This is a genomic window from Pontibacter aydingkolensis (assembly GCF_019443125.1).
Lineage (GTDB): Bacteria > Bacteroidota > Bacteroidia > Cytophagales > Hymenobacteraceae > Pontibacter > Pontibacter aydingkolensis.
In genome coordinates, this window is the sequence record NZ_JAHYXK010000015.1 from 1 (window position 1) to 15,300 (window position 15,300).

Sequence of the window (15,300 nt, forward strand, 5' to 3'; positions counted from 1 at the left end):
ATGGTCTGTTCTGTCATGGCTGTTACGAATTAAGTCTGCAAACTTTAAAACGTACAACAGCCGCTGGCAGAACAGATTTTTTGTGTTAAACCGCGTGTACTATCACGCAACTTGAGTTAATTAATAAAGAGTGGTGAGTAATGATGAATGATTATTGATTCTCTGCTGATAACTTATCCACTCCTAACCCTTGCCAAGAGGGGAATATCACTCGTGCATGTAATTCCCCTCTTGGCAAGGGTTAGGAGTGGGTTTACAAGAGCAGATGAAATTTATAAGCTTCACATCTCGCAACCTGAATTAATTATTAGTGAGGAATGAGTAATTACCAGAATAGTGAAGTATAAAAATATGGGCACGTAGTTTTCCCTGTGGCAGATTGCCATTTAAAGTATAGTCAGAACCAGGCGCAGGATTAGTACAACCAGTCCTTTTTAGGTTTGCGGATCAGGCGGTCTACTGAGAACTTACCTGAGCCATAAATCAGGAACACGATCAACAGGATCAGTACGATGATGGATGACCATAATTCTGTGTTTTCTGAATAAAAGCCCCGCTCCGGATTTATAAAAAATACGGCGCCCAGCAGAATTGGCAACTGGAAAAGTATAGCTACCCGTGTAATAAGTCCGATAGCGATAAAAAGGCCGCCAACCAGGTGTGCAAAGCCCACATAATGTGCTAAACCAATGGATACCCAAGGGAATTCGCTCTTGCGCAGCATGGCAAATATGGCTTCAGAGTCACCCAGAAAAATAATGCCTTTTACCATTAAAAAAATACCCAGCCCTATTCTCAGAAAATCTATCCAGATAGGATGGTGGGTATCAGCCCAGCGTTCTACGCGGTGCATGTCGTGTGTTAGATTCATGGCTGAAAATTGATACGTGAAACATGTTGTCTTTTAATTAGTTAAACGATTTGTAGCTTATTTTGGACGTTGTTTTATGGAATAGTGTTTACTGGCAGGTATTGCTGCAATAATTATAAATAAGGTATAGCTCTGATTTGTAGGGACAGATCGCGACCAGTCCGCGCGAAGGCTGTGGCTACGAAGTTTATACTTTGTCTAAAGTAAAGGCGGAGATTCCCCTCTTGAGAGTAGGGCCGTTTCATTCTGATAAAAAGAGGTCAAAAACTTCTGTCATTCTGTCATCTTGAAAGGATCCTGGTTGCTGGGAGGTTAAGCTTTCTTCCCAGCAACCAAAATTTCCCGAAGCAAGTCCGGGATGTACCACATTCAGGATGACAGAATAAAAGAGAATGAAACGGCCCTGCTCCCAACAGGGGAATATTTACTCATGTGCGGAATTCCCCTCCTCGGAGGGGTAGAGGAAGGGCCCAGAACTGCACAAGCGAGTCTGGAGACTCGCACGCACCGTAGGCACGGGTTGGACACCCGCGCCAGAAAATCGGGGAAACAGTAAACAGCCTAAAACTCTATACCTCTGATGGCCCTTCTATACTTTTCAAATACCTCTGCATTATCGGGGCTATCCGTGAAGATCTCAAGTATACTGGCACCTGCTTTGGCAGCAAAGAAATCAGGCAAAGCTTTATCTAACTCTTCTAAAGTATGAATTGCCATATATTTCATCCCAAAATCGCGTGCTGTGTTTTCAGCGTTCAGTGCCTGTTTTGTTTCAAAGTAGGTAGCTAGTTCTGGTTGCTGTTTCGGGCCATCTATTAACCTGAAAATTCCTCCTGCATGGTTGTTCAGGATCACAATGCGCAGGTTGTCTGGTAGATAATTGTGCCATAATCCGTTACGATCATAAAAGAAGGCCATGTCACCGGTAAGCAGTGTGTTTATTTTTTTGCCGGAGAGTGCACAGCCAACAGCGGTGCTGGTGCTGCCGTCTATGCCGCTGGTACCACGGTTAGCAAATACTTCTACTTCCTGCTCAGGCTTTAAACTGATAATGTTGGCATAGCGAACGGCCATACTATTGGCCAGGTGCAGGTTACTTTTTACCGGCAGTTGCTGCATTACTTTAGCCACTACACTTAACTCACTGTAAATCGCATTGGAAGTATAAGTTTGCAGAAATTCACCAGCTTTTTCGTTCATGCCATGCCAAGCTTTTGTAAAGGCGGCCTTGTTTTTTATACTTCCTGCCAGGCTATAGAAAAAGCTAGGAGGGGTGCATCTTACAACTTTAGTAAGCGCCTGAAACGTATCGGCTGCCTGACCGGCTGGCTGAACGTGCCAGTGTGCCTCCGGTTTATACTTTCTCAGGAAAAGCTTCATACTTTTAGAGATAACAGACTTTCCAAAAGTAATAAGCAGGTCTGGCTGCAACAGCTTCAGCTTATCCGCATCCGGGCACGAAAGGAATACATCCTGGTAGCGCACAGCACCTGGCATTTCGTGGATGTTACTGATGGTATCGCCAACCAATATGGCACCTGTGGACTGCGTGAAAGCATAAAGGCTTTGCAACTGGTGAAGATTATACTTTTGCTGGCCGGCCACCACCAGCACACGGCTATACTTTAGGATCTCTTCCTGCAGTTTCAGCGAAACGTTCTGAGAAAGTATAAACTCTTGGGTTTCTTCCTCAATTACTTTAACTTTTGCATCATACTTTACTTCTTCGCCGGGGGCAGGGTAGAAGGGCTCACGCAAAGGCACGTTAATATGCACCGGACCAGCAGGGTAGGCCACTGCTTCGTTTAAGGCCTCAGACACCATGCGTTCGCTATGCCAAATAGCATCCGGGTGCGTTACGTCCAACGGGAAAGTATAACTCTGTTTGATATGCTGACCAAAAACATTTTGCTGCCTTATCGTTTGCCCGTCCAGTTGATCGATCCATTCAGTGGGCCTGTCGGCGGTAAGTATAAGCAGCGGTACCTGCTGGAAATATGCCTCTGCAACCGCTGGAGCGTAGTTTAAAGCTGCCGTACCTGATGTGCAAACCAGCACTGTAGGTTTTCCTGTTGTAAGCGCCATGCCCAGGGCTATAAAAGCTGCGGCACGTTCGTCACTCACCGTTCTCACTGTAAAACCGCCATGCCGTGCAAAGGCAATCGTGAGCGGCGCACACCTAGACCCCGGCGACAGCAACACGTTCTCAACGCCTTTCCGGGCACAAATCTCAGCAATGTTTACAACAGGTTGGATGATCATTTTTCAATGAGTGAATTAGTGAATGAGTGGGTGAGTGAATTTAGGAATGATAATTTCAACTGTTTGATTGAGCATTGGTTATTCCCTTTAATCGTCATTTCGAAAGTAATGAGAAATCTCTATAGAATTCTGTAAAGATCTCTCTCCGGCGATCGAGATGACAAAATAAGAAATTCTAAACATTCACTCATTCACTCAACCGCTCATTCAAAATTAACCAGTATTCTTCGCATTGTCTGCATTTTGTGCTGGGTTTCCTGCCACTCCTTTTCGGGGTTCGATTCCCCGGTAATGCCAGCGCCGGCATAAAGTATGATTTCCTGGTCGCGTACCTGCATGCAGCGCAGGTTTACGAATATGTGTGTGCCGGCAGGGCTGTTTACCGGACCCAAATAGCCACTGTAGTAACTGCGGTTGTAGCCTTCGTGGGAAAGTATAAATTGCAGGGCCGGCTCTTTAGGTAAGCCGCAAACCGCAGAGGTGGGGTGCAACAGCCGGAGCATATCTGTACCCAGCGTCGGGAAATCCACTTCTTTCAGGTCTACTTTAAAATCGGTGCGCAGGTGCATCAGGTTACCGGCTATTACAGTTCTAGGGCCAACCTCGGTGTACTCGCGCAGGCGCAGGCTTTTAAAACAGCTCAGGATGTAACGCTCTACCATGCCCTGCTCTTCGATTTCTTTCTGGCGCCAGATGGCATCGCCTACTTTTTCTACGGCTGGCTGCGTTCCGGCAAGGGCCACGGTTTTAAAGATCTGCTCCTCGTTTATACTTACCAGTACCTCTGGCGAGACTCCCATCCAGGTGCCAACACCCGGCACCGAAACCAGCGAAACAAAAGCGTTTGGGTAAGCCTGCAGCATGGCCTCAAAAGCAGCGACAGGAGAGAAGTTGGCAGGCAGTTTTTCGCTGTAGTTTCGTGAGAGTACCACCTTTTCCATCTCTTCGGATGTAATGGCTGCAATTGCTTTTTCTACGGCGCCCTTAAAGCCTAGCTCTGTTTGGTAAGAGGCCTGGTTTGTGGCTGAACTGTGCCAGTTTGATGTAGGTTGATTTATACTTTGTAGCGCTGCTGTAAAGTTCTGGGCGGCCTCTGCAGGGGCATCCGCAGTAGTGGTCATACTTCCGGTTGCGGCATCAAAGTATAAGTCGGCTTTTATGAATAGCTGATGTTCCTGCTCTGTGATGTTGAAGGGGCAAAACAGGAAACCAAAAGGGCTCTGCTCCAGGTTTGGCTGGTTTGTGGTGATATTCTGTTGCAACGAAATACATGCCTGTACCTGCTCAGTTAGTGGCAAACGCCACGCGGCCACTGCCTTATTCTGCACGATGGCTGTACCAAAGAATTGCTCTAAAGTGTGATGTTGGGTTTCTGCACCCATTGTAAATCTTTTAAAGTATAATGCTGTACTGTTTTTCTCCTGGCTCGTCATCCCCTTGCTCCTCCCGAATCAAGTCCGGGATCTGCGACTTCAAAGGAGGACTCTTGGCTACTACTTTTTCTTTTGTCATCCTGTAAGTGGTACATCCCGAACTCGTTTCGGGAGATCTTGGTAGAAGGGAGGTTAAGCCGTTGCCAAACACACCCTCAACCCCTCTCAAGAGTGGAATATTCGTGAATGATTGTCCCCTTTTTAAATCGCAGGTTCGGAACTTGTTTCTGGGCGTCCTCGCTATTATCCTGCTATTTCCTGGCCTTCCAGGCCAGTGGAGTCAGAGACTCAACATTATTGGTAGGACACGGGAATAATTCCCGCGCCATAAATAAAAATGAAACAGCTAAAAAATACAATAACTGATTTTCAATCAACCAATCATCAATCACGAAACCTACCGCCCTGTTGCAAGCAAGACGCAAAGTATTGCGTCTCTACATCCAAAAACCACCAACACCCAATAACTACTTTCTGTCAATAACCGCTACCGTCATGCGGCTGATGCACACCACATCACCAGCTTCAGTTGTGATCCTCGTTTCCCATACTTGGGTGCTTTTGCCTATGTGCAGCGCCGTTGCCTTGCCGTATACCCAACCTTCGCGTACGCTGCGGATGTGGTTGGCGTTTATCTCTAAACCTACGCAGGCTTTTGTTGTTGCATCTACGTGTATGTTGGCTCCTATACTTGCCAGCGTTTCGGCCAGGGCAACAGAGGCGCCGCCATGCAGCAGGCCCATGGGCTGGTGCGTACGATGGTCTACAGGCATTTTACCGCAGATGTACCCATCCCCGAACTCGGTCAGCTCAATGCCCAGGTGCTCTACCATGGTGTTTTTTCGCCACTCATTAAGGGTATCTAACGTAATAGGAGTTTTGTGCATACGCAGCGATGTCTATATTCGCACTTTGAAACAAGTAATCAGGCAAAAGTAGAAGAATTTTGAGTATTAAGAAAGTATACATTATCCGCCACGGGCAAACAGACTTTAACCAGCAGGGCATTGTGCAGGGCAGCGGTGTTGACTCTAATCTAAACGAGGTGGGGCAGCAGCAGGCTGCGATGTTCTTTCAGAAGTATAAAGACTTGCCTTTCGATAAAGTTTATACTTCCACGCTGAAGCGCAGCATACAGTCTGTGCAAGGGTTTCTGGACCTGGGCATACCCCACGAGCAGCACGCAGGTATAAATGAGATAAACTGGGGCCACCGCGAAGGGCAGCGCATCACACCTGAAGAAGATGCCTATTACCACCACATACTGCAAACCTGGTGCGAAGGAAATACGAGCGTGTGCATAGAAGGAGGGGAGAGCCCTGACCTGGTAACGGCAAGGCAAAGGCCTTTTATCGACCTCATCCTAAGCCGGCCCGAAGAAAAGACTATACTTATTTGCATGCATGGCCGTGCTATGCGCATACTTTTAAGCAATTTACTGCACTACCCGCTGCGCTGCATGGACGAGTTTCTGCACCAGAATTTGTGCCTGTACCAGCTCGATTTTACGGGCAGTATGTTCGTGGTAAAAAAGTACTGCGACACCTCTCACCTGAAGGAAAATGCACAGGAATTAGATAGCTTACAGCAGCTAAGAACAAATTAGCCCCATATAGTTTGAATAAAATATTTTTAGGTCTAATTTTGGGCGGATAAGAATTGACCTAAAACAGGCGACTAAACAACACGATACTATGGCTGAAGTAATAAAGATGCCTAAGATGAGCGACACAATGACTGAGGGGGTGATTGCATCTTGGCTGAAAAAAGAAGGTGATAAAGTAAGTTCCGGCGATATACTGGCCGAAGTGGAAACCGATAAGGCAACCATGGAACTGGAGTCATATGATGATGGCACACTTCTTTACATCGGTCCGAAAAAAGGTGAATCTGTACCTGTAGACGCTGTGATCGCTATTATCGGTAAAGAGGGAGAGGATATTTCCGGCCTGTTAAGCGAAATTGAAGGCGGTAGTGCCCCGGCTGCTAAAGAAGAAAAAGCAGAGGAGGCTAAGCCAGCCGCTAAAGAAGAGAAGAAAGAAGAAGCCAAGCCAGCTGCCGCTAAAGCAGAGGCTCCGGCTAAAACTACAGTAGATACCAGCAACATTAAGGCTAACGTTATCCGGATGCCAAAAATGAGCGATACCATGACAGAAGGTGTGCTCGTGAGCTGGCTGAAGAAAGTTGGCGATAAAGTAAAATCTGGCGACGTTCTGGCCGAAGTGGAGACTGACAAAGCTACGATGGAGCTGGAGTCTTACGAAGACGGTACGCTGCTTTACACCGGCGTTAACGAAGGCGACTCAGTTGCCATTGATGCTGTGATTGCCATTATCGGTGAAGAAGGTGCTGACTACAAGGCACTTTTAGATGTGGAAGGCTCTGGTAAACAAGAAGCCACAGAAACTGAAGAAGCTGTTGAAGCCGGTGTGGAGGAAGTAACCTCAGATAAAGTAGAAGAAACAAAAGTACCTGCCGAAGGTGCTGAAGCCGGCGCTGCAGAAGGCAATGGCCGTATCAAGGCTTCTCCGTTGGCTAAGAAAATGGCCAGTGAGAAAGGCATTAACCTGAGCCAGGTAAAAGGTACCGGCGAGGGTGGCCGCATTGTACAGCGCGACATCGAGAACTTTAAGCCATCTGCCGCTCCACAGCAGGCTGCTGCCCCTCAGGCTGCGCCAAGTGCTGCACAGGCTATACCAGGTGCACCTGCCGACTCTTACGAAGAGGTAGCTGTATCGCAGATGCGTAAGGTAATTGCCCGCCGCCTGGCCGAAAGTAAATTCTCTGCTCCGCACTTCTACCTGACCATGGAAATTGACATGGACAAGGCGATGGAAGCGCGTGTAAGTATAAATGAAGTATCTCCGGTTAAGGTATCGTTTAACGACCTGGTAATTAAGGCTGCTGCTGCTGCATTGCGCCAGCACCCTGCGGTTAACTCGTCGTGGCTGGGTGATAAGATCCGTTACAACAAGCACATTAACATTGGTGTGGCTGTGGCGGTAGAAGAAGGCCTGCTGGTACCGGTTGTGCGCAACGCCGACTACAAGTCGCTTTCTGCTATTGCAGCCGAGGTGAAAGACCTGGGCGGCAAAGCCAAGAGCAAGAAACTGCAGCCATCAGACTGGGAAGGTAACACTTTTACCATCTCTAACCTGGGCATGTTCGGTATCGAGGAGTTTACGGCCATCATCAACCCACCTGATGCGTGTATTATGGCTGTAGGTGGCATTAAGCAGACGCCTGTGGTGAAGAACGGCAACATCCAGATCGGCAACGTGATGAAGGTGACGCTAAGCTGCGACCACCGCGTGGTAGACGGAGCCGTGGGTTCTGCCTTCCTGCAAACGTTTAAGAACCTGCTGGAGAACCCGGTGAGAATACTGGTGTAAGATTCCGGACAAAAGATTTATTGACAAAGGACAATAGACCTTTGGGAATATAGAACTAACATGAAAACGCCTCTTCGGGAACGGAGAGGCTTTTTTTCGTTTTACAGGTTTGAGGTTAGTGTAATCAGCAAAGGCTTCCTTCTAACCTAGAATTTTTAGTTATTGATCTCGTTACCTTTCTACTCCAAAATAACTTTCTCCCGCTTTGGGTATTTCACCTCGTAGTGGAGATTGATCTCCTTTTGTTGTTGTCCGTCTATGGTTAACTCCCAGGTCACTTTGCCGGTCTTGATGTCAAGTTGCCCCGATGATAGCTCTACAGGGTTAACACTAATGTCACCTATTACCGACACCGGAATCTGGTCGAAGATTGTCAGCTTTACAGGCTGCGACTTTTTATTGCGAGCAGTTATCTTAAATCCGCGTGTCTCTACTACGTTACTGCCAATCGTTTTTTTCCTTGAATACTGCTCTACTTTCTCCCGGCCAATAACAATGTTCTTATCCCTGCCCAACGAAATGCCCAGCGTATCCTGTAAGGACTTCGCGTCCAGCACCGTGCGGCCTACATAAGCGTCTTCAAAGTATAAATTTGCCTCTCCCTCAAGCAAATTATATTGGTCCCAGTTAATTATTTGGGCAACCAGGAAAGCGTCTTTGTCTAATTTGGGAATGGCATAGTATTCATAAATAGCCTCTATCTGGTGCTTTTTCAAGTCAACCTGAAGCTTTTCCCCATTCGATTTAATGGAGTAGGGAGTTGCCACCTCAATTTCAACTGTTGTCTGGTTCTCTATCACCGTCGTCGGGACGGGATTAGCTATACTTTTACTACCCCTGATCTGAACGCCGGCAGCCCTTCCCAGTAAACTTCTCTCAAGGCCATAGCCGGTTACCACAACTTCTGATAATTGGGTTACATCAGTCCGCATGCTAACACGTAGTTCAGGTCTGGTGATGGGCATCTCCTGGGTTACCATTCCAATAAAAGAAAATACTAGCGTGGTAGCGTTGTTTGGTAAGGTAAGGCTGTAGTTTCCATTTACGTCGGTTACAGTGCCAATGGTGGTCCCTTTCACAACAACATTTACCCCCGGTATCGGCATGCCATCTTCAGCGCTTATTACCGTGCCTTTCACGTTCCTGATTGCACCAGCCATAGCCATTCCGTAAAGCGAGTTTTCAAAAGTAGTGTTCCGGGCATAGTTCAGGTTCCAGGTTTGTAACTCAGGAACCATTCCGCTTTGGTTCGGGTTGCCGTTCGAAAATCTTAGTTTTACATTCTTCCAATCCACGCCGGTATTCTGGAATACTTCGGCTTTATAGGTTAATTCCAGTGGGCTTTTGATGTTTTCTACCCGGATGTCATACTTCGGATACCAGCCGGCATTTGCAACTAAATAGGTAAGGCTTACTTTAGAATTAACTTGTTTCTCAGAACTGACCCTGATCTCGATTTCGCTGCCTGGCAAAGCGTTCTGGTTGTTTAACTCCTTAAGCTGTTGCTGCAGTTTGGCCTGTTGCTTTTTCTTTACTTCTATTTTGTTTTCAGTTTTTATCTCTTCCTCTTTGATCTTTGAGATCTCTGTTTCATAAAATTCGATGGCCTGTTTAAGCTGAACGATGGTGGCTCCCGCATTCTGTCCTCCTAAATTTTTGTTTTCGTTTAACAAGCTCAGCTTTTCTTTCAGAACGGATAGTCTGGCTTTATCGCGCGAAATAGCCAGTTCCAGGTCGCTGACCAACTTGTTCAGGCTGTCAATTTTTTCGTCCTTTTTTAGTTCATCCAGAAAATTGAATTTGTGGTTTACGGATAGGATTGTAAAATCTCCACTGGCTTTTACCTGAATGCTTTTCTCGTCAAGGTACGGCGAAAGGTTCCTGATTTTTAAGATGGTTTTTCCGGGCGGAATAGTGGTGTTTCCGGATTCAAATAGCTGCGCTCCGTTCAGGAACACCGTCACTTCGTTGATCTCTGTTTTTAACTCTTTCTCCTTAAAGGTCTGGGAGAATGCCTGCGTAACCAGGAAAAGTGAGAGGATAGTAAATGCAAGTCTCATAGGCTTTTTATACTATGATGCTGACTTGACATCTATTCCATAAATCTTTGGGAAATTTTTTTAGAGTAACGTTTAGTCTAGATGGTGTTTCGTTGGAGGGTCGCTGTGCTCTGCAAGATTCCTCCAATGGCATCTAGACAGTGTTGGACGAGGTTGTTCTCCCTTTTTCCAAGTAAGGACTGCGAGTAATTTTTTCTTTTTTTATTTAGGGAGAACAACCTGCATGGTTGGGTTATTTTCTCCTCTTAAATTCCTTTTTAAGTGGCGCTTTAGCCGCAGGCAATGCCGTTAATGTTGTATTGGCGACGTTGCCAGAGGCGTCGGGCTCCGGGCTGGCCACCCAAAGGAAAGACTGACTCTATCATGGGCCTCTCTATTGCAGGCAACTCTCTGGAAAAGAGCCACCCGTGCCGAAGCTAGCCCCTTGACTTTGTCATTTCCCAAGTATAACTTCGCCCCACCAAAGTCTTGCCTGGACGCCCCCGTCCGAAAGCCGAGGCTTTCTCCCGGCACCGCCCAGGCAAGACTTCGGGTCAGAAACTCCATTTCTTCCTTTGGCTCTTTTTCTGAGCGTTGCCCGCTTTAGTGGCCTTTGATGCCCTCCAGCCCCTGAAAAGCCTGAAAGACACGCCACTTTTAAAATCTGAAAATAATCCCAATCACGGCCAACTAGTAGCTAAACGGAAGTCTATTCGGCTTATCTGTCAATTTTAACAGATAAGCCGAATAGACTTTATGTTAAATATAGAAAATTAAATATAAACTACAATCACAGCCTCATCCTGACCCCCAGCGCCAGTTTAAAGATTTTGGCAGGGCTCAGGTATTTTGGGTTTTGGATGTAGGAAATAAGATACTCCATACTGGAGCCAAACTCATAGTATGCTGAGAATTTATTTAGCTTGTTAATCCTGGTAAAGTCTATCTGTCCGCCTAAAAGTATACTCCCGTGCAGGGCAGTCGGGAAGCCATAGTAGCCTTTTATATACTTATCGCCGGGCTCCTTTACAAAATAGTCGCTACCAAAAGTATAGCTAACCTGAGCTCCAATCCGTAGTGGTTGCCAGTCTATGGCCTTTAACTGTATTGGTTTAACAGGCCGGTAAGTTACTTTGATGGCAGAAGTTACAATCCTGTCGCCACCTATACTTTCAGGTAGGTACCCCAAAAAAAGGTCAGTTTCCAGTTTTTCGTTAAAGAAAGTACGCCCTACGCCAGCCGATAAAAAACCAATGCCGCCGGCAAACTGTGCTTTAAGGTGGTAAGCAGAAGCAGCAGGAGAGGCAAGAGTAGTTGTCTCGACAGTATCGGCTGTCTGCTCCTGTGCAAAGCCAGGTACATAGGTTGCGAGGCAGAGAAGCAGTGATAGTATACAAGTATAGAACAGCTTCATGTTAATAGTCTATCCTTTTTATATCAAAACCATCAGCCCATACTTTAAGGTAGGTATAGCCTCTTTTTTTAACAGTAGTAGTACCGTGGTATACGATGCCATTGTCGTAGATGTGGCCCGTATGAAAGTTGTGTATGTGGCCAAATAAACTCAGCTTAACCTTTTTGCTCGTTTCCAGCACGTTCTGGTAAGCATCCTCCAGGCTCCTGTCGAAGTCGCCGTCGTGTGGCGGTACATGCGAAACTACAATGGCCTGAGCAAAGTCTTCGTCTTCACGCTGGTAAAGCTCTTTGCTTAGCCATCCTATGTCTGGCACCTGGCCGTTAAAACCGTACTCGCGGCTGTTGGTATCTACAAATACAAACTTGGTATGGCCATAGGAAAACGAATAGTTAAGCGGACCATACATCTGCTGGTACACTTTGCTGCCATTGGCCAGCAGGTCGTGGTTACCAACCACAGTCAGGTAGGGCCATTCAAGGTGCTCCATAATATCGTGCACCCACTTGTGCTCCTGAGTTAAACCGAAGTCAGAGATATCGCCCTGGTGTATCACAAAGTCAATGTTTTCAAAGGTGTTGGCGTGCTTTACAAAATCTACAGCATCGTCGTAAAAGCGCTGGGTATCTCCCATTACAAGTATGCGGAGTGTATCGCCGGGTTGTTGCTGTAGCAGGCGGGCAAGGTTTTTCGCTGTAAGGTCGCGTTCGTGGCTTTCGAGCCTGATCTGGTTGGGGTGATATTCGAAAAGATCATCGCAGGAAGTAAGACCCAGGCTTAAAAGCCCGAGTAAAACCAGGTACTTCATTTTTTTCATAGTTGTAGGGTAGCGGTTGCATTATTTTAAAATCTATACGGACTAAAAAGCCGGATAGCATTTGGGAACACCTCTAAGCATTAATCCTGCTTTAAGGCTGGCACGTAAAACTTTTAGTGATACTCCATGAGGTGCACCAATTACTAGTTTTACGAAGGTTTGTACTTAAAGTGTTAAGCGGTAAACAGGCATTACCTGATTATGTTTGGCATAAAGTATAACTGCAACTTAGTTATCCAGGCTCCAGAACTGGCCGTCAGTTGTCTGGAAAAATACCAGGCCATGCTTTTTAGCGTAGTAAACTTCATTGATCTTATCTGTCCGGCCTGGCGGCAGGTAAAACTTTACGCGTAATACCCTGTCGTAGGTTACCTCATCTAACGTAAGGTTGTTTATCAACTCGGCTTCTACCTGGTACTTATCCAGGTAATCGTCGGCAGCGGTTTTGCCGGTTAAAAGGGCTACAAAATTATCAGTAAAGTCTTGTTCTCCAATGTTTCTGATAGCCAGAATATTGTTTTCCGCCAGCACTACAAAGCCCAGATCATTTTGCTTGCCCTGATATGTAAGCAGGTAGTATTCATACTTTTTATCACCGGTTGGGCCTGTTAAAGTGCGTGTGTCTTTTTTAACCGAAATGGTAAGCTCTTCTTTCTCGCCAGTATGGCTGGTAAAATTCAGTTTTGTGTCTGATTTGGTTTGCAGCCATTCTTCTGTCTGTTCGGTAATACGCAGCGTGTCTTTTTTGCAGGAGCTTAACGCAAGCAGCATACAGCAGAGCAGGTATGTAAAGTATAAACCAGGTTTCATAAAATGGTTGTAAGATATATCTGTTAGATACTTTATACGGGCAGATGGTTGCATGGGAGGTGTAAAGTAAAATTAAGAATAGCTGCTAAAAAGACCTCACAGCGTCTGTAACTTGTCCCGAAATACCCCGGGAGACCTGTGAGCGCCTGCGCCAAAGGCTTTGCTTCTTAGCTACCAAGACACTCACAGGTAATTAAGACACTGTGAGGTCATCTCTGAATGAATCTATAAAATCCCCCGAATCACCGGTTCGGACATTTTGGCGCAAAGTATAGCTTTGGCTTTTTGTTTGAAGAGTGCTTAGCTTTACAAACAGCAAGTGCAGCCCAAATGCAGCAGTTGCGTATGTTTAATCTGACCAAGTATAAAAAGATGACTAAAATAAGATCTACCACAGTCTGCGGAATTTTTCATAACGGCGAAGTAGCCCTGGGTGCCGACGGACAGGCTACCATGGACAAGCACATTGCCAAAAGCAATGTAAAGAAAATCCGTAAGCTGTTGGATGGAAAGATTGTTACAGGTTTTGCCGGCTCAACTGCTGATGCCTTTACTTTGCTGGAGCGTTTTGAGGAAAAACTGAACGCTTACCAGAGCAACATGAAACGTGCTGCCATTGAGTTGGCCAAAGACTGGCGCAAAGACCAGTACCTCCGCAAACTGGAGGCTATGATGGTTGTTGCCAACAAAGATGAACTCCTCATCATTTCAGGTACTGGCGATGTGCTGGAGCCGGATAACCAGATCGCTGCCATCGGCTCGGGTAGTATGTATGCCCACGCTGCCGCTTTGGCACTAAAAAAGCATGCCCCACATTTATCGGCAGAAGAGATGGTGCGCGAGTCGCTCAACATTGCTGCTGATATCTGCATTTACACTAACCATAACCTGATCATTGAAACACCTGCTAAGTAGGAGGAGTTGGTTATTAGTTGCTGGTTATTCGTTATTGGGAAATGTAGAGACGCAATACTTTGCGTCTTGTCTGCTACAGAGCGATAGATTTTGTTAATCGTTGTTGGTTAATCGTTGTTAGCAGAGAAGAAATTGTTTTTACCTGTAGGCTAAATTGAGGGGCATTTCAAATATCATTTTTAACCTTATGCATTCGAATAACGAATAACGATAATTGAATTGCGAAACTCATTACCAGAACAAAAAAACCAATAACGAATAACCAATAACCAATAACAAAATAAGTCTTACCTTTGCCGCCTCGTGCTGCTATGTATGGCAGTACTGGCCTAAAGCAAACTACTATGGAAGTATCAAATTTCTTAAAGAAACACTACAAGCACTTTAACGCCGCATCGCTGATTGATGCCGCCGAAGGGTACAAAACACATCTGAACAACAGTGGTAAAATGCTGGTAACGCTGGCTGGTGCCATGTCTACAGCAGAAATGGGTATTATACTTGCCGAGATGATCCGCCAGGATAAGATCCACGCGATTTCGTGTACAGGTGCTAACCTGGAAGAAGACATCTTTAACCTGGTGGCCCACGACTTTTATGAGCGCGTGCCGCATTATAGAGAGCTTTCTGCCGCTGATGAAGAAGAGTTGCTAAGCCGCCACCTGAACCGTGTTACCGATACGTGTATCCCGGAAGAGGAAGCCATGCGTCGTTTAGAGCACACGGTACTTAAGTATTGGGTTAAAGCAGATGAGGCCGGTGAATCATACTTCCCGCACGAGTTCTTTTACCAGATACTGTTAAGCGGTGATTTGGAGCAATACTACCAGATTGACCCAAAGAACAGCTGGATGCTGGAGGCTGCCAAAAAGAACCTGCCTATTATCTGCCCGGGCTGGGAAGACTCAACCTTGGGTAACATTTACGCAGGCCACGTGATCAGCGGCGACGTAAAGAACGTGCATACCGTTAAAACAGGTATACAGTATATGATGGAGCTTGCCGAATGGTATACCAACACAGCTAAAGAGGAGTCTACGATTGGCTTCTTCCAGATTGGCGGTGGTATTGCCGGCGATTTCCCGATTTGTGTGGTACCAATGCTGCACCAGGATCTGCAGCGCGACGGTGTTCCATTGTGGGGTTACTTTGCCCAGATATCAGACTCAACAACCAGTTACGGCTCATATTCCGGCGCTGTGCCAAACGAGAAAATTACCTGGGGTAAACTAGGTAAAGAAACACCTAAGTATATGATCGAATCGGATGCTACTATTGTGGCCCCTCTGATTTTTGCTTTGGTGCTGGATATGTAACAATCGCTAAGTATACAATATAAAACAAAAG

At 46.2% G+C, this 15,300-nt stretch carries 12 protein-coding genes; 4 read left to right on the forward strand and 8 right to left on the reverse strand.

Annotated features, from left to right (window positions below; all coding sequences use genetic code 11):
- Positions 1 to 415: 415 nt before the first annotated feature.
- The 4 genes from K0O23_RS15315 to K0O23_RS15330 all read right to left on the reverse strand — a co-directional run bounded on the left by K0O23_RS15315 (position 416) and on the right by K0O23_RS15330 (position 5,453).
- Positions 416 to 871 carry a DoxX family protein gene (locus tag K0O23_RS15315; RefSeq protein ID WP_246597146.1) on the reverse strand — a complete coding sequence of 152 codons (456 nt, stop codon included), beginning with the start codon at positions 869 to 871 and terminating at the stop codon, positions 416 to 418.
- A gap of 561 nt (positions 872 to 1,432) precedes the next feature.
- Positions 1,433 to 3,133, reverse strand: a complete 1,701-nt coding sequence (gene menD, locus K0O23_RS15320; protein WP_219878323.1) for a 2-succinyl-5-enolpyruvyl-6-hydroxy-3-cyclohexene-1-carboxylic-acid synthase — start codon at positions 3,131 to 3,133, stop codon at positions 1,433 to 1,435.
- Between the two features lie 203 nt (positions 3,134 to 3,336).
- Entirely contained in the window at positions 3,337 to 4,515 is a 1,179-nt protein-coding gene (locus K0O23_RS15325; RefSeq protein WP_246597147.1) for an isochorismate synthase, read from the reverse strand.
- 518 nt (positions 4,516 to 5,033) lie between these two features.
- Positions 5,034 to 5,453, reverse strand: coding sequence for a hotdog fold thioesterase (locus K0O23_RS15330; protein ID WP_219878324.1), 420 nt, complete (start codon positions 5,451 to 5,453; stop codon positions 5,034 to 5,036).
- 59 nt (positions 5,454 to 5,512) lie between these two features.
- Here K0O23_RS15330 and K0O23_RS15335 point away from each other — a divergent pair, with 59 nt between their 5' ends.
- On the forward strand, positions 5,513 to 6,172 hold the full coding sequence (locus K0O23_RS15335; RefSeq protein ID WP_219878325.1) for a histidine phosphatase family protein: 660 nt from the start codon (positions 5,513 to 5,515) through the stop codon (positions 6,170 to 6,172).
- Positions 6,173 to 6,260: 88 nt separating this feature from the next.
- A complete protein-coding gene (locus tag K0O23_RS15340; RefSeq protein WP_219878326.1) occupies positions 6,261 to 7,958 on the forward strand; it encodes a pyruvate dehydrogenase complex dihydrolipoamide acetyltransferase in 1,698 nt (565 codons plus the stop codon).
- Between the two features lie 179 nt (positions 7,959 to 8,137).
- On the opposite strand, the gene K0O23_RS15345 is transcribed toward K0O23_RS15340, so the two are convergent.
- The 4 genes from K0O23_RS15345 to K0O23_RS15360 form a co-directional block, all read right to left on the reverse strand.
- On the reverse strand, positions 8,138 to 10,018 hold the full coding sequence (locus K0O23_RS15345) for a DUF4139 domain-containing protein (RefSeq protein ID WP_219878327.1): 1,881 nt from the start codon (positions 10,016 to 10,018) through the stop codon (positions 8,138 to 8,140).
- Between the two features lie 769 nt (positions 10,019 to 10,787).
- A complete protein-coding gene (locus tag K0O23_RS15350) occupies positions 10,788 to 11,411 on the reverse strand; it encodes a hypothetical protein (protein ID WP_219878328.1) in 624 nt (207 codons plus the stop codon).
- A gap of 1 nt (position 11,412) precedes the next feature.
- Complete coding sequence (locus K0O23_RS15355; protein WP_219878329.1) at positions 11,413 to 12,228, reverse strand: metallophosphoesterase family protein; 816 nt, start codon at positions 12,226 to 12,228, stop codon at positions 11,413 to 11,415.
- A 228-nt stretch (positions 12,229 to 12,456) separates the two neighbouring features.
- A complete protein-coding gene (locus K0O23_RS15360; protein ID WP_219878330.1) occupies positions 12,457 to 13,092 on the reverse strand; it encodes a hypothetical protein in 636 nt (211 codons plus the stop codon).
- A 318-nt stretch (positions 13,093 to 13,410) separates the two neighbouring features.
- Here K0O23_RS15360 and hslV point away from each other — a divergent pair, with 318 nt between their 5' ends.
- Positions 13,411 to 13,953 (forward strand): ATP-dependent protease subunit HslV, encoded by a 543-nt coding sequence (hslV, locus tag K0O23_RS15365; protein ID WP_219878331.1) that lies wholly within the window; start codon positions 13,411 to 13,413, stop codon positions 13,951 to 13,953.
- 344 nt (positions 13,954 to 14,297) lie between these two features.
- Positions 14,298 to 15,269 carry a deoxyhypusine synthase family protein gene (locus K0O23_RS15370; protein WP_219878332.1) on the forward strand — a complete coding sequence of 324 codons (972 nt, stop codon included), beginning with the start codon at positions 14,298 to 14,300 and terminating at the stop codon, positions 15,267 to 15,269.
- The last annotated feature ends 31 nt before the right edge of the window (positions 15,270 to 15,300 follow it).

Bases quoted from the DNA above. Each gene is read 5' to 3' on its own strand.
- K0O23_RS15355 (WP_219878329.1), bottom strand. From the start codon at position 12,228: ATGAAAAAAATGAAGTACCTGGTTTTACTCGGGCTTTTAAGCCTGGGT.
- K0O23_RS15340 (WP_219878326.1), top strand. From the start codon at position 6,261: ATGGCTGAAGTAATAAAGATGCCTAAGATGAGCGACACAATGACTGAG.
- K0O23_RS15315 (WP_246597146.1), bottom strand. From the start codon at position 871: ATGAATCTAACACACGACATGCACCGCGTAGAACGCTGGGCTGATACC.
- K0O23_RS15330 (WP_219878324.1), bottom strand. From the start codon at position 5,453: ATGCACAAAACTCCTATTACGTTAGATACCCTTAATGAGTGGCGAAAA.
- K0O23_RS15345 (WP_219878327.1), bottom strand. From the start codon at position 10,018: ATGAGACTTGCATTTACTATCCTCTCACTTTTCCTGGTTACGCAGGCA.
- K0O23_RS15325 (WP_246597147.1), bottom strand. From the start codon at position 4,515: ATGGGTGCAGAAACCCAACATCACACTTTAGAGCAATTCTTTGGTACA.
- menD (WP_219878323.1), bottom strand. From the start codon at position 3,133: ATGATCATCCAACCTGTTGTAAACATTGCTGAGATTTGTGCCCGGAAA.
- hslV (WP_219878331.1), top strand. From the start codon at position 13,411: ATGACTAAAATAAGATCTACCACAGTCTGCGGAATTTTTCATAACGGC.
- K0O23_RS15370 (WP_219878332.1), top strand. From the start codon at position 14,298: ATGGAAGTATCAAATTTCTTAAAGAAACACTACAAGCACTTTAACGCC.
- K0O23_RS15350 (WP_219878328.1), bottom strand. From the start codon at position 11,411: ATGAAGCTGTTCTATACTTGTATACTATCACTGCTTCTCTGCCTCGCA.
- K0O23_RS15360 (WP_219878330.1), bottom strand. From the start codon at position 13,092: ATGCAACCATCTGCCCGTATAAAGTATCTAACAGATATATCTTACAAC.